The sequence below is a fragment of the Curtobacterium sp. BH-2-1-1 genome (assembly GCF_001806325.1).
Lineage (GTDB): Bacteria > Actinomycetota > Actinomycetes > Actinomycetales > Microbacteriaceae > Curtobacterium.
Window position 1 is genome coordinate 208,408 of record NZ_CP017580.1, and the last position, 19,247, is coordinate 227,654.

The following is a 19,247-nucleotide window of genomic DNA, read 5'->3' on the forward strand; positions in this document are numbered from 1 at the left end:
TGGCGGATCAGGGGCGAGCGACGCCGCTGAAGTCCGGGGAGCCGTCCGGCGCCGCCGGCAGCGGCGTTCCGTCGACGTAGCGCGGCCACGCGAGCGCGCGGGCGCCGTCCGGTCGACGTTCGTAGAGCAGACCGTCGCTGCCCGTGACCGTCAGCGCCGTTTCCTGGGTCGTCCGGGCGTCGTCCGCTCGGGCCGACCGGGCTGCCTCAGCCGGAGGCACCTCGTGGTCGACGAGCCGCCCGGATGCCGCTGGAGGGACGGCAGGTCCGGGCACGCTCGTCCACTCGCCGACGGGCGGAACGGCTGCAGCGTGCTTCTCCGAGCCCGACACCCCCGTGGGCTCCACCACCGGTGGCATGGTGGAGGCCGCACCGTCCGGCGTCGAGGACGGTCGTGGCCACACGGCTGCGGACGGCTCGGAGGACCCACCTTGACCCCCGCGGTCGTGGTCACGCGGTCGGAACAGCGCGTTGCTCAGCGGCACGACGACGGTTCCGAGCAGGTCGAGGATGACCACCACCCAGACCAGTCGCCAGAACCCGCTGGCGAGGTCGAGGTCGGGAGCGAGGAGGGGCACCGACAGCAGCAGGGCGAGGAGCGCGATCACCCCGACGGTCGCCTTCGCGACGAGCTGCAGCAGCGGGGTCGGGTACCGCCGGTGGATGACGAGGAGCAGGTGCACGTGCAGCAGCGCGAAGCGTGCGACGAACACGATGCCGATCCACTGCATGAACCGTTCGCCGACGAGCCAGATCCCGTCCCCGCCGAGCGGGTCGACCGGCACGATCCAGACCTTGACCAAGCCGGTCACGAGCAAGTACAGCGAGACGACGATGCTCGCGAACGCGAACCTCCCGGACCGCCGCGACGACACGTCGGCGTCGTACCAGGACAGGAGCGCGAACACGACGACCACGACGACGGTCAGCAGGAGTTGCACCGCGACCCGGCCGAAGTCCCCGAGGAGCACCGCGACGATGCCGACCAGGCCGGCAGCGACGACGGCACCGATGATCGTCCGGAACACCAGTGGACGGACCCTCGCCCACCGTGGGTCGATCGTGCCCGTCACCACATCCGTGCTCGCCATGCGCGCCCTCCCTCACGTCGATGTCCCCGAACACTAGCGGCGCTCGACCGTCCGCACAGCACCGTGAACGGGGGCCGCTCGGAGTCAACACGCCCAGGCCGGCGACCGGCACTCGGCGCCGTCAGATCTCCCAGTCCGACGAGTACGTCCGGCCCTGCAACAGGTGCGCGAGCTCGACGTGCACGTCCATGGTCTTGTCCATCCGCTCGGACCGGTCCGGGCGCAGCTGCTCGCCCTCCCAGTCGCGCTCCGAGAAGTACGCGGTGTACGGGTTGACGACGCACTTGAAGTCGAGCATCAGGGACTGCGCGAGCGCCCCGGTCGCCATCGTGCTGTGCGGGAGACCCGCTGCGCAGACGAAGGTGACGACCTTGTCGAACCAGGCCGCGCGCCGTCCGTTGCCCGTCGCGCCGGTGGCTTCCACGAGCGCCTTCACCGTCGACGAGGGCGCCCAGTTGTAGATCGGGAACGCCAGGACGATGCCGTCCGCATCGCTGATCGCCCGGTGCAGCTCCTCGAACGCTCGTGTGCCGAACACTCGGTCGTTGTCGAACGCTCCGAGCCCGGCATCGACGAGGTCGATGACACCGCCCCGGTGTCCTGCGCTCCGGAGGCGCTCTGCGGCACGGTCGGCAAGACGGCGGCTGACGCTCGCGGGATCGAGGCTGCACGAGACGACGGGCAGGTTCAGCGACTCCACCCGCAGCACGCTACCGGAGCGGCCGTGCGAGGATCGGAGCCGTGGGGGAAACGAGAGTGTTGCCAGCGGACGTGCCCGAGGTCGCGGAACTCGAAGCGCAGGGGTGGAGCGTCACCGCCCGGTCGTTCGGCGCCCAGCTCGACGCCGACCGGATCGACCGGCAGCAGCTGCAGTCGCTCGTGGACCGCACCGCCGACATCGGTGCGACGCGGCCGCTCGGTCATGACGACGTCGACGCGGTCCTGCGGCTCGACGCGCTGACGGCCCACGACTACCCCGGCGGAGTCGCGACCCAGCACGAGCCGCTCGACCGCGGGGCAGCGACCCCGACGACGTCGAGGCCCGCGTTCGGCACGGTCACGCCGGACGGCGAACTCGTCGCGATGACGTTCGTCGACACGGACGGGCCCCACGCCGAGACCCACTTCACGGTCGTGCACCCCGGACTACGCGGCCGCGGGCTCGGACAGGCGGTCAAGGCTGCGTCGGTGCTCGCGTTGGCGGACGCGGGCACCACCCGGTTCCGCACCGGCGGTTCCGCGGAGAACACCGCGATCACGGCGGCGAACGCCGCCCTCGGCTACGTCCGCGACGAGGAGTGGGTGACGCTCGAGCCGCGCCCGCGGTGAGGACGTGCGCACCGTCGGACGGGAGGCGCGGGTCGGGCCCGCACCGCACCTCCCGTCCGTCAGACCAGCCGCTGGGTGATGCTGCCGACCGGTCCGTCGAGCACGGCCTCGTCCTGGTCCAGCTCAGCTCCGCGACGACGCGTTCGGTTCCCAGAACTGGAGCCGGTTGCCGAACGGGTCGATGACGAGCATCGTCCGTCCCCAATCGTTGGAGTCCAGGCCGGGCCGGGATCGCGGGTGCCGCTGCGCGAGCAGGACGTCCCGGTAGGCGGCGACGTCGTCCACGACGAGCATGACGGCCCCTCCCGGTGTGGCGTCACCGTGGTGCTCGGTCAGGTGCAGCACCTTGCCGTCGAGCGACACCTGCGCGTACACGGGCAGGTCCGGTTCGAACCGGTGTTGCCATTCCCACTCGAACCCGAGGTAGTCGCAGTAGAAGGCTCGGGCGACCGCGTGGTCGAACACCCGCAACACCGGGATGACCCTCGGCGCGCTGCGCTTCTCCGGGTCCTGCCGGTGGTGCAACGCGGCCAGTGTGTTCCAGTCACGGAGGCCTGCTGCGTGGGCGGCTGCTTCGAGCACCTTCGAGTGCGGGATGTCAGTACCGGTGCTGAGCTCGCGGGCGAGTCGCTTGGCTTCTTCGATCGTGATCACGATGTTCCAATCGCGCGATGGGGCCTGGTTCCTGCGTTGCCAGGGATCGCGGAAGGATCGAGATCGACCGGAAGAGGATCGTTCGTCGGTGTTCACCGGATGCAGGGGCTGGCCACCGGAGCCGACGTCAGCCTACCTCCGGGCGTGCTACCGGTCGAGGGTCGCGGAGCGCACGGCGCTCCGGTCGTCCGGTCGGCGTGCGCACCGACGGACGGGAGGCGCGGGTCGGGCCCGCACCGCGCCTCCCGTCCGTCAGACCAGCCGCTGGGTGATGCTGCCGACCGGTCCGTCGAGCACGACGTCGGCGAGCGCGCCGTTCACCAGCGGCATCTGCGGCGGCTGGTGGCCGGTGTCGAAGTCGAGCACCACGGGGATGCCGAGGTCGCCGAGTGCGTGCCGGACGGCCTCGTCCTGGTCCAGCTGGGGAACCGCCGCTCCCTCGGTGCGCCCGATGAGGACGCCGTTCGCGTCGTCGAACCAGCCGGCGAGCCGCAGCGACGTGAGCATCCGGAGCGCGGTGACCGCGTTCGACTCCGCGACCTCGAGGTACACGATCGTTCCCTCCGGCGCGTGCCGCCGGGCGAAGCCGGAGACGTCGCCGTAGGAGGTTCCGGCGAGTAGTGACACGGTCTCGAGGCACCCGCCGATGAGGCGTCCGCGGATCGCGACCTGGGACGCGCCGTCGAGGGCGCGCCAGCGGGTCGGGGTGTCGTAGGCGCCGTCGCGGTCGAGGACCTCGTCGGCCCAGGCGCCCCACGGGCGGCTGCGACGACGCGGGGCACTGCGTTGGGCGACCGTGCCGCCCGGTGGGAGCGCTGCGACGTCGGTCCACCGGGCGAACTCGGCGGGGAGCTCGTACGGCTCGTCCATCAGGTTCGCACCGTGCAGGGTCGCGAGGCCCGTCATCGTCGTGAGCGGGAGGAGCAGGGTCGAGATGTCCGACCAGCCGGCGAACCAGGCGCGGGAGAAGGCGAGGGCGTGCCAGTCGACCGACCCGACGAGTTCGATCGCGAGTTCACCGCCCCACGGCGGGAGGACGACGTCGGCGCTCCGGAACGCGTCGTGCAGGTCGGCGACGCGTTCGGTGACGCTGGCCGGGACGAGCCCCGGGGTGGTGGCGTGCGGCCGCACGTGCACGCTGAGTCCGCGAGCCGTCAGGGCGTCCGCACCGTCCTGCAGTCGGCCGCGCAGGTGCTCGGGGACGCCCATCGACGGCGCGGGGACCTCGACGTGCCCGCCGGCGACCAGCGGCCTCGGGTAGGTGATGCCCGCCATGCTCAGGCGGGGGCCATCCGACCGGCGCCGACCGGCAGCGGTCCGGCGCGGTACACGAGCGACACGTCGGTCGCGGTCACCGTCCTGGTGGCTGCGCCGAAGCGCCACACGCGGTTGTAGAGGTAGACGCCGATCTCCGTGCCGCCGTCGTCCGGGACCGCCCACGTGCCGGTCCCCCACTGCGCCGGGTGCCCGACGCCGTCGATCGTCACAGTCGGTCGGGCGAACCAGGTGAGCATCGGGCGGGTGATCTCGAGTTCCACGCGACGCTTGGTCGTGCCGGACGGCTGTGTCGTTTCCACCGTCGCAGGATACGGGGCCGCCGCGTGCGACTCAGCCGTCGCGCATGTGCGCCGCGATCGCCGCGCGGTCGGCGGGGTCGAGCGGCGCCACCGGGTACCGACTCGTGTCCTCGCGGAACTCGTACCCGTCCCCGGAGGCGCGCGGGATGACGTGCAGGTGTGCGTGGGGGACGCCCTGGTCGGCCGCGGAGCCGTTCGACATCACCAGGTTCGTCCCCTCGACGGCCGCGCCGAGCACCTGGCGCAGTGCACGGTCGGCGCGCTGGGCGACGAGGGCGAGCTCGGTGACCTCGCAGGTGTCGAGCGCGGCGAGGTCGGTCGCGTGCCGGAGCGGCAGCACGAGCAGGTGCCCCGGGTTGATCGGGTGCCGGTCGAGGACCGCGACGACGAGCTCGCCGCGGACGACGACCTCGAAGGAGTCGGCCGCGAGGGCGGCGCAGAAGTCGCAGTCGTGGTCGTCGGTCATGCCCTCGACCGTACCGGGACGGATCGCGGTCGCCGGTTCCCGGACCGGCACACCGTCGAGGGGTGTAGGCCAGGAAGCACCTTGCAGGGAAGGTCGGTGGTCGCCGTGGACACCATGTCAGGGAACCGTGCTCCGCATCGACGGTTGCGGACGGCCGTCGCGGTCCTCGGCGCCGTCGCGCTCGCAGCGGGGATCGCGGCCTTGCTGCTCCCGCACGCGACGCTCGTCGCCGTGGTCTGGGTGTTCGGCATCTACTTCGTCGTCGCCGGGGGCACGCTCCTCGTGCGCGCCGTCCCGGGCGGGGCGCCGGTCTGGCGACGCGTCGCACTCGTCGTCGTCGGCGCGCTCGTCGTCGTCGCGGGGGTCTTAGCCATCGTGCACCCGCCCGTCGGCGCTCGGTGGCTGGCCTTCGCCATCGGGTTCGCGTGGCTGCTCGAGGGCATCACCCTGCTCTACGCGCCGGACACCGGCCACCGAGCGCTCACGGTCGTCGCGGCCGCACTGAGCTTCGTGAGCGGACTCGTCCTCATCACGCTGCCGGCACTCGGCGCGGTGTTCGTCGTCGCGGTGGTCGGCGGCGTCCTCATCGTCTCCGGCGTCGTCCAGCTCGTCATCGCCACCACGTGGGGGAAGACCCCCGGCACGAGGATCACCGAGAACGCACGGAACACCGGGAACACAGGGAGCACGGGCACATGAGCACAGCAGCCATCGGACGCATCGTCGTCGGGTACGACGGATCGGAGCCGGCCGACGCCGCGCTCGAGCGCAGCCTCGGCCTCGCCGCACGACTCGGCAGCCCGGTCGAGGTCGTGACGTCCTGGCGGTGGCCGATCACCTGGAGCACCCTGCCGGTCGCGAACAGCTGGTCACCGCTGCACGACGCCGAGGAGATCCGGCAGCAGGCCGTCGACCTCGTCGAGCGACACGGCCCGCTCCCCGTCGAGGTCACGACCCGCTCGGCGGAGGGCGGTACGCCGGAGGTGCTCCTCGACGCCGCGTCCGACGCCGGGCTGCTCGTCGTCGGCAGCCGCGGACGCGGTGGGTTCCGGGGGTTGCTGCTCGGTTCGGTGAGCGCTGCCTGCATCCAGCACGCGACGTGCCCCGTGCTCGTGGACCGGGGGCGAGCGGCGACCGGGACGGACGGCAGCGGTGCGTCCGGTGCCGGTGGGGCCGTCGTGGTGGGCGTCGACGGCTCCCCCGAGTCCGGGCGCGCCCTGCGGTTCGCGATCACCCTCGCCCGCGGCCTCGGGCTCCCCGTCCGGACGATCACGACGTGGCAGTGGCCGGAGGCCCTCAACCGCGACGAACCCCCGTTCGACCACTGGTCCCCCGAGCAGGACGCCCTCGCGACCGCCTCCCCCGCGCTCGAGACCGCCGAGGACCTCATCGACGACGACGTCGACGTCACGTCCGACCTCGTCGAGGGCCGCCCCGCCGAGGTCCTGCTCGACGCGAGCCGCGACGCCGCACTCCTCGTGCTCGGCAGTCGTGGCCTCGGCGGGTTCCGCGGGCTGCTCGTCGGCTCGGTCACCCAGGAGTGCGCACAGCACGCGTCCTGCCCGGTGGTGGTCCACCGTTCGTGACGGACCCCGCCGGTAGGTTGACAGCGTGACGACGATCGACCTCAACAGCGACCTCGGTGAGGGCTTCGGCGCCTGGACGATGGGCGACGACCGGGCGATGCTCGACGTCGTCTCCTCGGCGAACGTCGCCTGCGGGTTCCACGCCGGCGACCCCGCGATCATGCTCGACACCTGCCGCCTCGCCGCCGAGCGGGGCGTCGCGGTCGGGGCGCACGTCGCCTACCGCGACCTCGTCGGGTTCGGTCGTCGCGCGGTCGACGTCACACCCGAGGCGCTCTACGCCGACGTCGTCCACCAGCTCGGCGCCCTGCTCGCCACGGCCCGGGTCGCCAGCACCGCGGTGACGTACGTGAAGCCCCACGGCGCCCTGTACAACACGGCCTGCGCCGACCCGGTCCAGGCCGAGGTCGTCGTCCGTGCCACGGCCGACGTGGACCCGTCCCTCGCGGTCCTCGCGCTGCCGGACTCGGAGCTCCTCCGCGCAGCGACCGCCCACGGGCTCCGCGCCGTGTCCGAGGTCTTCGCCGACCGGGCGTACGAACCCGACGGGTCCCTCGTCCCGCGCAGCCGTCCGGGCGCCGTCCTGCACGACCCGGCATCGGTCGCCGACCGGGTCCTCCGGATGGTCACCGACGGCATCGTGACCGCGGTGGACGGCTCGGTCGTCCCGGTCCGGGCGGACTCGGTGTGCGTGCACGGCGACTCCCCCGACGCCGTCGCGATGGCCCGGGCGATCCGCACGCTCCTCGACCGGCACGGGGTCGCGACCACCCCGTTCGCCCCCACACCGTGAGCGCGCCGGCCGAGCACGTCGGACCCGCCCTCGACGCGCGTCGTGCGGGTACCAGTGCGGTGCTCGTGACCTTCGGCACGCTCGCCGAGGTCACCGCGTTCCGCGCCGGACTCGAGGCCGAACCCGTGCCGGGCGTGACCGAACTCGTGTCCGGAGCCCGCACGCTGCTCGTCCGCTTCGACCCGGAACGCACCGATCCCACGCGACTCGCACCGCGCCTCCAGGCCGTCGAACCCGTCGTGCCCACCGGAGTCGACGTCGGCGAGGTGACCACGATCCCCGTCACCTACGACGGCGAGGACCTCGACACCGTCGCCGCACTGGTCGGCACCACAGCCGCCCAGCTCGTCGCCTGGCACACCGGCCAGACCTGGACGAGCGCGTTCTGCGGCTTCGCACCCGGCTTCAGCTACCTCACCGGCTCCGCCCCGTCGCTCGACCTGCCCCGACGCACCAGCGCCCGCACGTCCGTGCCCGCCGGCAGCGTCGCCCTCGCTGGCGAGTTCAGCGCCGTGTACCCGCGCGCGTCCCCCGGCGGCTGGCAGCTCATCGGCCGCACCGACGTGGCGATGTGGTCGCTCGACCGCGACCCGCCCGCGCTCGCGCCGGCCGGCACCCGGATCCGGTTCGTCGACGCCGGCCGCGCATGAGCACCCTCACCGTCCTGCAGGTCGGCCCCGGCACGTCGACGCAGGACCTCGGCCGGCCCGGGTTCAGCGACACGGGCCTCGGCGCCGGGGGTGCGGCCGACAGCGGGGCCGCGGCACTCGCCAACCGGCTGGTCGGCAACCGTCCCGACGCGGCGGTCCTGGAGGCGCTGCTCGGCTCCGTCACACTCCGCTCGGACGCGCACGTGGTCGCGTCCCTGACGGGCGCACCCTGCCCGGTGACGGTCGAGTCCGCGGACGGCCGGGTCCGCGGCGGGGCTTGCTTCGAGGTCGTCACGCTCGCACCGGGTGACGTGCTCCGGGTCGGGACGGCCACCGCGGGGCTCCGCACGTACCTCGCGGTCCGCGGAGGCCTCGCCGTCGAACCCGTGCTCGGCAGCCGCTCGTGGGACTCCCTCGCGCGCCTCGGTCCGCCTCCCGTCACGGTCGGGGACGTCCTGCCGATCGGGGACGCCGCGGATGCCTGGCCGCTCGTCGACGCCGTCGCCCCGCCGCGCTGGTCACCACCGGGCGAGGCGGTCGTGCTCGACGTCACCGCCGGACCCCGCGACGACTGGTTCACCCCGGAGTGGCGGACGGTCCTGGCCGGCCAGGTCCACCACGTCACCCCCGACAGCGACCGGGTCGGCGTGCGGACCACCGCTGCCCGGCCACTCGTCCGCGTCGTGACCCGCGAGCTGCCGAGCGAGGGCGTCGAGACCGGGTCGCTGCAGGTCCCGCCGGCGGGCCACCCCGTCCTGTTCCTCGCCGACCACCCCGTCACGGGCGGCTACCCCGTCGTCGCGGTGCTCACCCCCGCGTCGGGCGACCGCGCCGCCCAGCTCCGACCGGGCGACGCGATCCGCTTCCGCGTGCTCGACTGACTCAGCCGGCGTAGCGCGGATCGGACGCGGGGTCGTACGGCTGCCATCCCCACGAGTCGTCGTCCGACGACGGGGCGGGGTGCTCGTTCTGCCAGAGCGTGTCGACCGCGGACCACTCCGATGCGCTGCACCAGTCGAGCACGTAGGCGTCGTGGGCCGTCGGCGCCACGAACAACGACGACCTCGGGATCCGGCCCAGCGACTCCCCCCGTGCGGTCATGCACCCCTGCAGTCGGTCGAAGGCCGCGAGGTACTCGCTCCGGGTGACGACGCCGTCCTCGGTCGCCTGGTCCTGCGCCGCGCTCGCCGCGGGCATCGGGGGTGTGCGCAGCCAGCCGTACGACAGCGTCCACCCCAGGTCCCCGTCCACGCTGAGCCGGATCCGGTGCCCGGCGATCTCCGACGCCGCGTACGAGCCCGTGACGTGCGACCCGGCGGCGCACGACGCTCTGCCCCCGTCGACCCCGGACCCGCGCTCGGTGATCTCGCCGCTCCCGGTGCGACACGTGGCGACCCAGGTGAACGTGTCGGCACGGGCGGGAGCGCGTCCGACCGAGATCGTCTCGTTCGACGACCCGACCCGCCCGACCGGGCTGCCGACGACCCGCAGGTACGTCGCGCCCGACCCGCCGACGACCGTCGCGGCCTGGCTCTGCGCCTCGAGGGCGGCCGGGTCCGGACTCGCCGCCGCGGTGATCGCACCACCGGCGGCGGCGCCACCGAGGACGCACACCACCGCTCCCGCGATCGTCGCCGCCCGCCACCGTCGACGCCGCCGAGGTGTGTGCTCGACCGTGTCGACGAGCAATGCCCGCAGTGCCCGGTCGCGGTCGTCGGTGTCCCTGTTCGTGGAGGTGCTCATGATCGTGCTCCGTTCCGTTCGACGGCCGGCTGTGTCGTGGGCCCGCTCGCGGTGAGTGCCGCGGCGAGCCGGGTCCGTGCGCGGGAGAGGCGCGACTTCACCGTTCCCGGCGCGATGCCGAGTGCACCGGCGATCTCCCGCTCGCTGTAGCCCTCGAGGACCGACAGCGTGATGATCTCCTGGTCGCGGTGCCCGAGCTGCCGGAGCGCCCGGACGGCGTCCCCGTCATCGTCCCGGTCCGCGTGGTCGGGGACGGGTTCGGGTGGTGGCAACCGGTCGAGCGCGGCCCGGTACCGCCGGGCCGCGCGGGTCTGGTTGCGGGCGACGTTGGTGGCCGTGACGAGCAGCCACGGCAGGAGTGACCCGTCGACCAGCCGGACCCGAGCCCGGTTCCGCCAGGCCTCGAGGAACACGATCGCGACCGAGTCGGCCGCGTCCGTGTCGACCGGCACGAGCCGCATGCAGTGTCGCTGCACCCGGTGGCGGTGCCGGTCGAACACCCGCCCGAACGCCTCGCCGTCACCCTCGAGCGCCATCGCCCAGTCCCCGCTGTCCATACCCTGCAGTGTCCGGGACGACCGGATCGGTTCCACCCCGCCGCACCGGTCGACGGCGAGTCCGGAACACCCCGCTGCCGGGTGCGGTTGCATCCGGCAACGACGACGAAAGGTGCACCATGTCGATGACCGTCCTGCTCGAGGTCCAGCTCCGGAGCGACCTCCCCACCGAGACCACCGAGGCCGCGATCCGCGAGACCCTCGCCCAGACCGGCGCGTTCGCCGGCAACGAGTCGCTCGAGGTCCTCGTCGACGACACCGACCCGTCACGGGTCGTCGTCGTCGAGCGCTGGACGACGCCTGAGGCCCACGACGCCTACGTCGCCTGGCGCGGCACGCCCGAGGGCGCGGCGAACGCCCTCGCCGCCGTCGTCGCCGCCCCGCCGGTCACCCGTCGGTTCGGTCGGACGATCACGCTCGACTGACGCGACACCGCTGACCCGGCCCCGCTCCGGTCGATGGTCCGCCGCGGGGATGGGACGATTGGGGCATGACCGCCACGCTCGTCGCCAAGGGACTCTCCGGCGGGTACGCCGCACGCACGCTCTTCGACTCCCTCGACCTCACCGTCGCCCCGGGGGACGTCATCGGCGTCGTGGGGGTGAACGGCGCCGGCAAGTCGACCCTGCTCCGACTCCTCGCCGGGGTGGACGAGCCGCTGGCCGGCACCGTGTCGCTCGCACCGACGGACGCGTTCGTCGGCTTCCTGCCGCAGGAGCACGAACGCCTCGCGGGTGAGACCGTCGCCGCGTACATCGCCCGGCGGACCGGGTGCGCCGAGGCCACCGCGACGATGGACGCCGCAGCCGCTGCGCTCGGCGACCCCGACGCCGGTGACGCCGCGGCGGACGCCTACTCGGCGGCGCTCGACCGCTGGCTCGCGGCAGGCGCGGCCGACCTCGACGACCGCATCCCCGTCGTGCTCGCCGACCTCGGCCTGGCCGTCGGGTCGGAGGAGGACGGCGTCGGGCCGGAGTCGCTCATGACCGCGTTGTCCGGCGGGCAGGCGGCCCGCGTCGGGCTCGCCGCACTGCTGCTCTCGCGGTTCGACATCGTGCTGCTCGACGAGCCGACGAACGATCTCGACCTGGACGGCCTCGACCGGTTGGAGGGCTTCGTCCGGGGCCTCCGCGGCGGTGTCGTGCTCGTCAGCCACGACCGCGAGTTCCTGGCGCGCTCGGTGACCGCCGTCCTCGAGCTCGACCTCGCGCAGGCCACCAACCGGCTCTTCGGCGGCGGGTACGACTCCTACCTCGAGGAGCGCGAGATCGCCCGGCAGCACAAGCGCGACGCCTACGAGGAGTACGCGTCCACCAAGGCGGACCTCGTGTCCCGTGCCCGGACCCAGCGCGAGTGGTCGAGCCAGGGCGTCCGGAACGCGATGCGGAAGAGTCCCGACAACGACAAGATCCGCCGTCGTGCCGCCTCCGAGTCGAGTGAGAAGCAGGCGCAGAAGGTCCGGCAGATGGAGTCCCGCATCGCCCGGCTGGACGAGGTCGAGGAGCCGCGCAAGGAGTGGCAGCTCGAGTTCACGATCGGCAGCGCGCCCCGGTCCTCGGCGGTCGTCGCGACCCTGTCCGACGCGACGTTCACCCAGGGCGACTTCACGCTCGGGCCGGTCTCCCTGCAGGTCGACGGCGGTGACCGCATCGGCATCACGGGTCCGAACGGTGCCGGCAAGTCCACGCTCCTCCGGGCGCTGCTCGGCAAGCAGGCGCCGACGACGGGCACGGCGTCGCTCGGGTCCAGCGTCGCGGTCGGCGAGATCGACCAGGCACGCGCAGCCTTCACGGGTGACCAGCCGCTGGCCGACGCGTTCGAGGCGATCGTGCCCGAGTACACGACGGCCGACGTCCGGACCCTGCTCGCGAAGTTCGGGCTGAAGGCGGACCACGTCGGCCGTCCGGCGAACGCGCTCTCCCCCGGTGAGCGGACACGCGCCGGCCTCGCGCTCCTGCAGGCCCGCGGGGTGAACGTGCTCGTGCTCGACGAGCCCACGAACCACCTCGACCTCGCCGCGATCGAGCAGCTCGAACAGGCCCTCGACTCGTACGACGGCACCCTGCTCCTCGTCACGCACGACCGCCGCATGCTCGAGACCGTCCGCCTCGACCGGCAGTGGCGCGTCGAGGCGGGCCGCGTCACCGAGGCCTGACCCGCCCGGCCTCCACCGTGATCCGTAGGCTCGGACCATGGTCGACCTGCAACTCGCGCTGAACGGGGACACCACCCACCCGGCGATGCCCCGGACCGCCGACGAGATCGCCCGGGACGCCGCGGCCTGCGTCGCCGCCGGCGCCACCCTGCTGCACCTGCACGCGTTCGACGACGACGGGGACGAGTCGCTCGCCGCCGGTCCGGTCGGCAGGATGCTGCGCGCGGTGCGGGCGACGTGTCCGGGCATCCCGGTCAACGTCACGACGTTCGCGGCGATCGTGCCGGACCCACGGGAACGCCTCGACCTCGTGTCGTCGTGGACCGAACTGCCCGACCTCGTCGCGGCGAACCAGGGCGAAGCGGGCATCGACGACGTCAGCGAGGTGCTCGCGCGGCGCGGCGTCGGCATCGAGGCGTGCCTGCTCAGTGTCTCCGACGCCGATCGGTTCGTCCGGGCCGGTCGCCACGAGCGGTTCGTCCGGGTGGTCGTCGAGCCCCTCGTGGAGGACGTCGACGACGCCCTCGCGCTCGACGCCGAGCTGGAGTCGATGCTCGACGCCGCCGGTGTCACGCTCCCCCAGCTCCACCACGGCATCGGCGCTGCATCATGGCAGGTCAGCCGACGTGCCCTCGCCCGCGGGCACGCGATCCGCACCGGCCTCGAGGACACGTCCGTGCTCGAGGACGGGACCGCGGCGACGTCGAACCGTCAGCTCGCCGCCGCCGCGGCCGCGATGGTCAGCGGCGGGGCGCCAGCCGCTCGATGACCTCGGCGCTCTCCTCCTGCGGGGTCCGGTCCGCCGCGACGGTGATGTGGGCCTCGTCGTCCTGCGGCGGCTCGAGGGTGGCGAGCTGGGACTGCAGGAGCGAGGTCGGCATGAAGTGCCCGGAGCGCTTCGACATCCGGTCCTCGATGAGGGACCCGTCGCCGGCGACGTGCACGAACACCACACCGGGAGCCCGGAGGACGTCGCGGTAGGAGCGCTTCAGCGCCGAGCAGGTCACCACGCCGGGGGTGCCACCGTCGAGGTGCGACCGGATCCACGCCGCGATCACGTCGAGCCAGGGCCAGCGGTCCTCGTCGGTCAGCGGGGTGCCGGCGTGCATCTTGTCGACGTTCGCCTGCGGGTGCATGGCGTCGCCCTCGGCGAAGTCCCACCCGAGCTGCTCGGCGACCATCGCGGCGACGGTCGACTTGCCCGATCCGGAAACCCCCATCACGACGAGGACGCGGGAGTCGAGTGCGGTGTCGTCACTCAATGGATGAACACCCCCGCCAGCATGACCCCGGCGAGGCCGAACACCGAGATGAGGCACTCGAGCATCGTCCACGTCTTGAAGGTCTGCCCCACCGTGGTGTTGAGGTACCCCTTCACGAGCCAGAACCCGGCGTCGTTCACGTGCGACAGGAAGACCGACCCGGCGCCGATCGCGAGCACGAGCAGCGAGGTCATCGGCGAGGACAGGTCGTGCGCGATCGGCGCCATGATGCCCGCGGCCGTGACGGTGGCGACCGTGGCCGACCCGGTGGCGACGCGCACGAGGGCGGACACCACCCAGGCGACGAGCAGTACCGAGATGCCGGAGTCCTTCACGGCGTCGGCGATCACCCCGCCGATCCCGGTGTCGATGAGCACCTGCTTGAAGCCACCGCCGGCACCGACGATGAGCAGGACGCCCGCGACCGGCGGCAGGGCGCTCTCGAGGGACTTCGACACGGCGGAACGGTCCATGCCGCCTCCGATGGCGAAGAAGATCATCGCGTAGACGGCGGCGATGCCGATCGCGATCATCGGCGACCCGAGGAAGTCGAGCAGGCTGACCCACGAGCCCGAGGCGTCCGGGACGGTGGCCTCGCGGATGGCCTGCGCGAGCATCAGGACGACGGGCAGCAGGATGCCGACGAGCGCGACCGTGAAGGACGGGCTGCGCGGCTCGCTGATGACGCGGGTGAAGTCGCTCTTGCCGTGGGGCAGGGATGCGGTGTCCTGCGTGGCGGGGCCGCGCCGCGCCTCCCGACCCGCGTGTGCCGGGTCGTCGCCGACGGGACCCGCGTCGGAACCGCGCGACCCGAACATGTCGGGCGCGGGGATGTCGACCCAGCGCGCCGCGAAGCGGGCGAACACCGGGCCGGCGAGGACGATGACGGGGATCGCGAGCACGATGCCGAACGCGAGCGTCGTGCCGAGGTTCGCACCGACCGTCGAGATGGCGACGAGCGGGCCGGGGTGCGGCGGCACGAACGCGTGCATCGTGGAGAGGCCGACGAGGGCGGGCACGGCGATCTTCATGATCGGGACGGAGCTGCGCTTCGCCACCAGGACGATGATCGGGATGAGCAGGACGAGACCGACCTCGAAGAACATCGGCAGGCCGATGAGTGCGCCGATCAGGGCCATCGTCCACGGCAGCGCCGCCTTCGACGACCTCCGCACGAGGGTGTCGACCACACGGTCGGCCGCACCGGAGTCGACGAGCATCTTGCCGAACATCGAGCCGAGGCCGACGAGGATGCCGACGCTCGTCATCGTCGCACCGAAGCCGTTGCCGAAGCTCGTCACCGCCTTGTCCGGAGCGAGGCCCGCGCCGATCCCGACGCCGAGCGCCCCGATCGTGAGCGCGATGAACGGGTGCACCTTCAGCCAGGTGATGAGGGCGATGATCACGACGATGCCGATGATCGCCGCGATGATCAGTTGCGCGACCGGCCCCGACGGGTCGACGGCTTCGGTGCCGGCTGGTTCCGCCGCCAGGACGGTGACCGCGTGGGCCGCGGCCGCGTGGACCGTGGCCGGATCGGCCGGGAGAGCGTGAGGCATCGGTGCCCCTTCCTGGAGCCGCTGCCGCGCGGCTCCGTCGCCTTCGTGTCGAGGACGGTCTGGCGTGCTGCGCGTCGACCGTCAATAATCTGATTAATCAGACTATACGACGATCCACCGCGCGGCATCCGCCCTCCGGGGCAGTCTGCCGATTCGATGGACACCGTGTCACGCGCCGTGCGTGCCGCGTACTGCACGGAGGAACGATGGCGACCGGCCGCGGACTGCACGCCCAGGTGCTCGAGACGCTCGGGCAGCGGATCGTCGACGGCGTGCTCGCCCCGGGCACCGTCGTCCGGCCCGAGGCCGTCGCGGCGGAGTTCGGCGTGTCGAGGTCGGTCGTCCGCGAGGCGCTGCGCGTCCTGCAGTCGCTCGGGCTCGTCGAACCCCGCCAGCGCGTCGGCACGCTGGTGCTCGACATCGTGTCGTGGGAGCTGCTCGCGCCGACCGTGATCCGGTGGCGCGGCGCCTCGCCCTGGTACTTCGCCCAGCAGCGGGAACTGCTCGAGCTGCGCCTCGGCGTCGAGCCGGTCGCCGCATCGCTCACCGCGGGGACCCCGGGTGCCGCAGCGGTACTCGCCGCCGCGACCGACATGATCGACGCCTGCGGTCGGGAGGACAGCCGCGCCTACCTCGAGGCCGACGTCCGCTTCCACCGAGCGCTCCTGACCGGTTCCGGCAACGCCGTCTTCGCACACTTCGCCGGGACCGTCGAGGCGCTGCTGCGGACCCGCACCTCGGAGTCGCGGGACACCATCACACGCTGGACCCGCGATGCGGCGACACGGCACGAGGCCGTCGGGCTGGCGCTCGTCGCGGGCGACGGCGGGGCCGCGTCGGCTGCGGCGCGCGAGCTGGTGCGGGTGACGCGGGACGAGTTCATCGCGGAGGCGCCGACGTCCTGACCCGAGGGCGCGGGGTCGCCTGGGTTGCCGGGGTCGCCGGGTTCGCGCAACACGCCGCGTGCGGGTCGCCGAGGTCGCACGACACGCCGCACGCGCGCGACGGGAGCGGCCGATCACGCGACCTCGCGTGCCCGGGTGGCGCCGTGTGCGCGCGACGGGAGCGGCAGATCGCGCGACCTCGCGCGCCCGGGACGCGACCGACGGACGGACTGGAGGCGCGGTGCGGGGCTGACCCGCGCCTCCAGTCCGAACGTGGCCAGGTCGCAGGACACGCCGCACGCTCTCAGCCGAAGTCGCGCAACACGCCGCGCGCGCACGCCGGAAGCGGCCGATCGCGCGACCTCGACGTCGGCCGCGCGCGCTACCCGCGCGCGAAGAGGCGCGGCCCGCGCAGGCGCAGCCGCATCGTCACCGTGCCGAGCCACCGGTCGTACTTGTAGCCGACCTTCCCCATGCGGCCGACCTCCTCGAAGCCGAGCCGCTCGTGGAGCCGGATCGACGCCTCGGCCTGGCGGTCGGCGATGACGGCGACGACCTCGCGGACGCCGGCCGAACGGCACTCGTCGATCAGCGCCTCCATCAGGGCCCGCCCGAGCCCCTTCCCGCCGGACGCGGCACCGAGGTAGATCGAGTCCTCGACGACGCGGTTCGAACGGTCGCGGGGGTTCCACGGGTCGACGAGCGCGTAGCCGAGCACCTGCCCGGAGGGGTTCTCGGCGACCAGGAACGGCAGACCCCGACGACGGATCTCGTCGTACCGACGCTTCCACGCGGCGAACGTGAACGCCGACGGGTCGAAGGTCACCGAGGAGTTCCGGACGTAGTGCGTGTGGATCTCGCGGACGTCGGGGAGGTCGCTGGGCTCGGCAGCCCGGATCGTGTAGGTGAACGCGGCTTCGGCGGGGACCGGGGCGCGCAGGTGTCGCGGCAGGACCCGCCGTCGCTGGTATTCCTCCTCGAGCACGGGTCCGAGCCTATGCCGCGGGCAGGGTCCAGTCGACCGGTTCGGCGCCCTGGGCGACGAGCAGCTCGTTCACCTGCGAGAAGGGGCGGCTGCCGAAGAACCCGCGCGAGGCGCTGAGCGGGCTCGGGTGGGCGGACGCGACGACCGGGGTGTCCCCGAGGAGCGGCCGGACCGAGGCCGCCTGCGCACCCCAGAGCACGGCGACGAGGGGCTTCCCGCGGGCCACGAGGGCACAGACGGCCTGGTCGGTGACGGCCTCCCAGCCCTTCCCGCGGTGGCTGCCGGCGGCTCCCGCCTCGACGGTCAGGACGCGGTTGAGCAGCAGGACGCCCTGGGCCGACCACGCCCGCAGGTCCCCGTGTGCCGGCGGCGTCACGCCGAGGTCGGCCTCGAGCTCGCGGTAGATGTTCGCCAGGCTGCGCGGGACGGGTCGCACGTGTGGGTCGACCGCGAAGGACAGGCCGATCGGGTGCCCGGGCGTCGGGTACGGGTCCTGTCCGACGACGAGGACCCGGACGTCGTCGAACGGCTCGGCGAAGGCCCGGAGGACGTGCTCGCCGGCAGGGAGGTACTGCCGACCGGCACCGGTCTCGGCGCGGAGCCAGTCGCCCATCCGGTGGACGTCGTCCTCGACCGGGGCGAGTGCCTCGGCCCAGCCGGGGTCGACGAGGTCGGCGAGCGGTCGGGCCTGCACGGGGCTAGGCACCCATCGTGGCGACGGCGACCGAGTCCTCGCCGGCGACGACGCGCCAGACGCTGCCGGTGCCGCGGACCTCGAGCGCGCCCTCGCCCACGACCAGCGTGGTGTCCTCGTCGATCGCCAGGCCCGCGGTGACGAACTCGGCCTCGGCGCTCGCGATGAGCCGGGCGAGCGTGCCGGCCTGGACGGCGTGCACGTCGATCGTCAGGTCCACCAGGCCGAGCCCCTCGCGGAGTTCGACCTCGTCGAGGCCCTCGGAGGCTTCCTCGGGGCAGATCTCGACGCCGCCGATGCGCCAGCCGCCGACGAGGGCACGATCGGCGGCGATCATAGCGCCGGCCGAGTAGCCGAGGTAGGGCAGGCCGTCGGAGACGAGCAAGCGGATCTGGTCGACGAGCGGTGCGACGGCGTCGAGGTAGTCCGGCGTGACCCCGCCGCCGACCACGAGGGCGTCGACGTCGCTCAGGACCGTGGTGTCGAACACCTGGCCGGCAGCGATCTCGGTGACGAGGACCTCGGCCGTGCGCGGACCGGCGAGCACCTCGGCGATGTCGGCCGTGCTGGACGGGCTCGCACCGGACCCGCCGGCGACGGAGAGCAGGGCGATGCGCGGGACCGTGCGGCCGACGGCTGCGGAGCGGACCGTGGCCTCGGCGACGAAGGGCGCGGCGGCGTCCGAGGCGGCGAAGGGTCCGCCGCCGACGAGGTGGATGCTCACGACTCGGCCGTCACCGGCGCGAGGGCGCTCCACGGGAAGGTGATCCACCCGTCGACGCGACGCCAGACGTGGTCCGGCTCGAGCACGGTGCCGGGCTTCGAGTAGAGGCAGGCGCTGCGGACGTCGGCGCCGGCGTTCCGGATGATGTCGACCACCAGGCGCAGGGTCCGGCCGGAGTCCGACACGTCGTCGACGACGAGGACGCGCTTGCCGGCGAGGCTCGGGGCGTCGAGCGCCGGCGACAGGATGACCGGCTCCTCGAGGCGCTGCTCGACGTCGGTGTAGAACTCGACGTTGATCGAGCCGCACTCCTTGGTGCCGAGGGCGTAGGCGACCGCGCCGGCGATGATGAGCCCGCCGCGGGCCACGGCGACGACGACCTCGGGTTCGAAGCCGGAGGACAGGACGTCCTTGGCGAGCAGGCGTGCTGCGTCACCGAACTCGAGCCATCCGAGCACCTCGGGCCCGCTCGTCACGGTCACGGTCGAGGGAGCCTGGGCGGGTGACCCGGATTCGCTGCTGATCGGCATCCGACAACG

General features: G+C 73.2%; 24 protein-coding genes. 10 read left to right on the top strand and 14 right to left on the bottom strand.

Going from position 1 to position 19,247, the window contains the following annotated elements:
- Window positions 1-7 precede the first annotated feature (7 nt).
- Together BJK06_RS00910 and BJK06_RS00915 are read right to left on the bottom strand one after the other, a co-directional pair.
- A complete protein-coding gene (locus BJK06_RS00910) occupies window positions 8-1,090 on the bottom strand; it encodes a hypothetical protein (RefSeq protein WP_070416335.1) in 1,083 nt (360 codons plus the stop codon).
- 121 nt (window positions 1,091-1,211) lie between these two features.
- Window positions 1,212-1,790, bottom strand: a complete 579-nt coding sequence (locus BJK06_RS00915; protein ID WP_219810646.1) for an NADPH-dependent FMN reductase — start codon at window positions 1,788-1,790, stop codon at window positions 1,212-1,214.
- 41 nt (window positions 1,791-1,831) lie between these two features.
- Here BJK06_RS00915 and BJK06_RS00920 point away from each other — a divergent pair, with 41 nt between their 5' ends.
- A complete protein-coding gene (locus tag BJK06_RS00920; protein WP_070416336.1) occupies window positions 1,832-2,419 on the top strand; it encodes a GNAT family N-acetyltransferase in 588 nt (195 codons plus the stop codon).
- 123 nt (window positions 2,420-2,542) lie between these two features.
- Here the strand turns inward: BJK06_RS00920 and BJK06_RS00925 are convergent, their stop codons facing one another.
- The 4 genes from BJK06_RS00925 to BJK06_RS00940 all read right to left on the bottom strand — a co-directional run bounded on the left by BJK06_RS00925 (window position 2,543) and on the right by BJK06_RS00940 (window position 5,116).
- The gene (locus BJK06_RS00925; RefSeq protein ID WP_070416337.1) at window positions 2,543-3,073 is read right to left on the bottom strand and encodes a glyoxalase superfamily protein; all 531 of its coding nucleotides are present in this window, start codon (window positions 3,071-3,073) and stop codon (window positions 2,543-2,545) included.
- Between the two features lie 252 nt (window positions 3,074-3,325).
- On the bottom strand, window positions 3,326-4,348 hold the full coding sequence (locus BJK06_RS00930) for an LD-carboxypeptidase (RefSeq protein ID WP_070416338.1): 1,023 nt from the start codon (window positions 4,346-4,348) through the stop codon (window positions 3,326-3,328).
- A gap of 2 nt (window positions 4,349-4,350) precedes the next feature.
- Window positions 4,351-4,650: a hypothetical protein gene (locus BJK06_RS00935; protein WP_229085629.1), complete on the bottom strand. Its 300-nt coding sequence runs from the start codon at window positions 4,648-4,650 to the stop codon at window positions 4,351-4,353.
- Between the two features lie 31 nt (window positions 4,651-4,681).
- Window positions 4,682-5,116: an HIT family protein gene (locus BJK06_RS00940; protein WP_156794719.1), complete on the bottom strand. Its 435-nt coding sequence runs from the start codon at window positions 5,114-5,116 to the stop codon at window positions 4,682-4,684.
- A gap of 114 nt (window positions 5,117-5,230) precedes the next feature.
- On the opposite strand from BJK06_RS00940, the gene BJK06_RS00945 reads away from it, so the two are divergent.
- Genes BJK06_RS00945 through BJK06_RS00965 form a run of 5 tightly spaced genes read left to right on the top strand, consistent with a single transcriptional unit; the run spans window position 5,231 to window position 9,026 of the window.
- Window positions 5,231-5,815: a DUF308 domain-containing protein gene (locus BJK06_RS00945; RefSeq protein ID WP_156794720.1), complete on the top strand. Its 585-nt coding sequence runs from the start codon at window positions 5,231-5,233 to the stop codon at window positions 5,813-5,815.
- On the top strand, window positions 5,812-6,702 hold the full coding sequence (locus BJK06_RS00950) for a universal stress protein (protein ID WP_070416341.1): 891 nt from the start codon (window positions 5,812-5,814) through the stop codon (window positions 6,700-6,702). Before BJK06_RS00945 ends, BJK06_RS00950 begins: the two co-directional genes overlap by 4 nt.
- Window positions 6,703-6,727: 25 nt before the next feature.
- Entirely contained in the window at window positions 6,728-7,495 is a 768-nt protein-coding gene (locus BJK06_RS00955) for a LamB/YcsF family protein (RefSeq protein ID WP_070416342.1), read from the top strand.
- Window positions 7,492-8,145 (top strand): allophanate hydrolase subunit 1, encoded by a 654-nt coding sequence (locus BJK06_RS00960; protein WP_070416343.1) that lies wholly within the window; start codon window positions 7,492-7,494, stop codon window positions 8,143-8,145. Before BJK06_RS00955 ends, BJK06_RS00960 begins: the two co-directional genes overlap by 4 nt.
- The gene (locus BJK06_RS00965) at window positions 8,142-9,026 is read left to right on the top strand and encodes a biotin-dependent carboxyltransferase family protein (protein ID WP_070416344.1); all 885 of its coding nucleotides are present in this window, start codon (window positions 8,142-8,144) and stop codon (window positions 9,024-9,026) included. Before BJK06_RS00960 ends, BJK06_RS00965 begins: the two co-directional genes overlap by 4 nt.
- Window position 9,027: 1 nt before the next feature.
- Here the strand turns inward: BJK06_RS00965 and BJK06_RS00970 are convergent, their stop codons facing one another.
- Both BJK06_RS00970 and BJK06_RS00975 read right to left on the bottom strand, forming a co-directional pair.
- On the bottom strand, window positions 9,028-9,888 hold the full coding sequence (locus tag BJK06_RS00970) for a hypothetical protein (protein WP_070416345.1): 861 nt from the start codon (window positions 9,886-9,888) through the stop codon (window positions 9,028-9,030).
- Complete coding sequence (locus tag BJK06_RS00975) at window positions 9,885-10,445, bottom strand: RNA polymerase sigma factor (RefSeq protein WP_070416346.1); 561 nt, start codon at window positions 10,443-10,445, stop codon at window positions 9,885-9,887. Before BJK06_RS00975 ends, BJK06_RS00970 begins: the two co-directional genes overlap by 4 nt.
- A gap of 119 nt (window positions 10,446-10,564) precedes the next feature.
- Between BJK06_RS00975 and BJK06_RS00980 the strand changes: the two genes are divergently transcribed.
- From BJK06_RS00980 to BJK06_RS00990, 3 genes are all read left to right on the top strand, one after another.
- Window positions 10,565-10,870 carry a putative quinol monooxygenase gene (locus tag BJK06_RS00980; RefSeq protein WP_070416347.1) on the top strand — a complete coding sequence of 102 codons (306 nt, stop codon included), beginning with the start codon at window positions 10,565-10,567 and terminating at the stop codon, window positions 10,868-10,870.
- Between the two features lie 65 nt (window positions 10,871-10,935).
- Window positions 10,936-12,600, top strand: a complete 1,665-nt coding sequence (locus BJK06_RS00985) for an ABC-F family ATP-binding cassette domain-containing protein (RefSeq protein WP_070416348.1) — start codon at window positions 10,936-10,938, stop codon at window positions 12,598-12,600.
- Between the two features lie 37 nt (window positions 12,601-12,637).
- Complete coding sequence (locus BJK06_RS00990) at window positions 12,638-13,369, top strand: 3-keto-5-aminohexanoate cleavage protein (protein WP_070416349.1); 732 nt, start codon at window positions 12,638-12,640, stop codon at window positions 13,367-13,369.
- On the opposite strand, the gene BJK06_RS00995 is transcribed toward BJK06_RS00990, so the two are convergent.
- Window positions 13,341-13,820: a gluconokinase gene (locus BJK06_RS00995; RefSeq protein ID WP_083295375.1), complete on the bottom strand. Its 480-nt coding sequence runs from the start codon at window positions 13,818-13,820 to the stop codon at window positions 13,341-13,343. The genes BJK06_RS00990 and BJK06_RS00995 overlap by 29 nt on opposite strands.
- Window positions 13,821-13,858: 38 nt before the next feature.
- Window positions 13,859-15,421 (bottom strand): GntP family permease, encoded by a 1,563-nt coding sequence (locus BJK06_RS01000; RefSeq protein WP_258027675.1) that lies wholly within the window; start codon window positions 15,419-15,421, stop codon window positions 13,859-13,861.
- 206 nt (window positions 15,422-15,627) lie between these two features.
- Between BJK06_RS01000 and BJK06_RS01005 the strand changes: the two genes are divergently transcribed.
- Window positions 15,628-16,326: a FadR/GntR family transcriptional regulator gene (locus BJK06_RS01005; RefSeq protein ID WP_070416351.1), complete on the top strand. Its 699-nt coding sequence runs from the start codon at window positions 15,628-15,630 to the stop codon at window positions 16,324-16,326.
- A gap of 361 nt (window positions 16,327-16,687) precedes the next feature.
- On the opposite strand, the gene BJK06_RS01010 is transcribed toward BJK06_RS01005, so the two are convergent.
- The 4 genes from BJK06_RS01010 to BJK06_RS01025 are packed head-to-tail and all read right to left on the bottom strand — an operon-like array spanning window position 16,688 to window position 19,238.
- Window positions 16,688-17,290, bottom strand: a complete 603-nt coding sequence (locus tag BJK06_RS01010) for a GNAT family N-acetyltransferase (protein WP_070416352.1) — start codon at window positions 17,288-17,290, stop codon at window positions 16,688-16,690.
- Window positions 17,291-17,300: 10 nt separating this feature from the next.
- Window positions 17,301-17,984, bottom strand: coding sequence for a uracil-DNA glycosylase (locus BJK06_RS01015; protein ID WP_070416353.1), 684 nt, complete (start codon window positions 17,982-17,984; stop codon window positions 17,301-17,303).
- 4 nt (window positions 17,985-17,988) lie between these two features.
- Window positions 17,989-18,708: a Type 1 glutamine amidotransferase-like domain-containing protein gene (locus BJK06_RS01020; RefSeq protein ID WP_070416354.1), complete on the bottom strand. Its 720-nt coding sequence runs from the start codon at window positions 18,706-18,708 to the stop codon at window positions 17,989-17,991.
- Window positions 18,705-19,238 (bottom strand): phosphoribosyltransferase, encoded by a 534-nt coding sequence (locus tag BJK06_RS01025; RefSeq protein ID WP_175473674.1) that lies wholly within the window; start codon window positions 19,236-19,238, stop codon window positions 18,705-18,707. Before BJK06_RS01025 ends, BJK06_RS01020 begins: the two co-directional genes overlap by 4 nt.
- Window positions 19,239-19,247 lie beyond the last annotated feature (9 nt).

What these genes read in the sequence shown, in the direction of transcription:
- BJK06_RS00910 (WP_070416335.1), bottom strand. Translation starts at nt 1,090, where the DNA reads ATGGCGAGCACGGATGTGGTGACGGGCACGATCGACCCACGGTGGGCG.
- BJK06_RS00930 (WP_070416338.1), bottom strand. Translation starts at nt 4,348, where the DNA reads ATGGCGGGCATCACCTACCCGAGGCCGCTGGTCGCCGGCGGGCACGTC.
- BJK06_RS00940 (WP_156794719.1), bottom strand. Translation starts at nt 5,116, where the DNA reads ATGACCGACGACCACGACTGCGACTTCTGCGCCGCCCTCGCGGCCGAC.
- BJK06_RS00945 (WP_156794720.1), top strand. Translation starts at nt 5,231, where the DNA reads ATGTCAGGGAACCGTGCTCCGCATCGACGGTTGCGGACGGCCGTCGCG.
- BJK06_RS00950 (WP_070416341.1), top strand. Translation starts at nt 5,812, where the DNA reads ATGAGCACAGCAGCCATCGGACGCATCGTCGTCGGGTACGACGGATCG.
- BJK06_RS00965 (WP_070416344.1), top strand. Translation starts at nt 8,142, where the DNA reads ATGAGCACCCTCACCGTCCTGCAGGTCGGCCCCGGCACGTCGACGCAG.
- BJK06_RS00970 (WP_070416345.1), bottom strand. Translation starts at nt 9,888, where the DNA reads ATGAGCACCTCCACGAACAGGGACACCGACGACCGCGACCGGGCACTG.
- BJK06_RS00975 (WP_070416346.1), bottom strand. Translation starts at nt 10,445, where the DNA reads ATGGACAGCGGGGACTGGGCGATGGCGCTCGAGGGTGACGGCGAGGCG.
- BJK06_RS00980 (WP_070416347.1), top strand. Translation starts at nt 10,565, where the DNA reads ATGTCGATGACCGTCCTGCTCGAGGTCCAGCTCCGGAGCGACCTCCCC.
- BJK06_RS00985 (WP_070416348.1), top strand. Translation starts at nt 10,936, where the DNA reads ATGACCGCCACGCTCGTCGCCAAGGGACTCTCCGGCGGGTACGCCGCA.
- BJK06_RS00990 (WP_070416349.1), top strand. Translation starts at nt 12,638, where the DNA reads ATGGTCGACCTGCAACTCGCGCTGAACGGGGACACCACCCACCCGGCG.
- BJK06_RS00995 (WP_083295375.1), bottom strand. Translation starts at nt 13,820, where the DNA reads ATGGGGGTTTCCGGATCGGGCAAGTCGACCGTCGCCGCGATGGTCGCC.
- BJK06_RS01000 (WP_258027675.1), bottom strand. Translation starts at nt 15,421, where the DNA reads ATGCCTCACGCTCTCCCGGCCGATCCGGCCACGGTCCACGCGGCCGCG.
- BJK06_RS01005 (WP_070416351.1), top strand. Translation starts at nt 15,628, where the DNA reads ATGGCGACCGGCCGCGGACTGCACGCCCAGGTGCTCGAGACGCTCGGG.
- BJK06_RS01025 (WP_175473674.1), bottom strand. Translation starts at nt 19,238, where the DNA reads ATGCCGATCAGCAGCGAATCCGGGTCACCCGCCCAGGCTCCCTCGACC.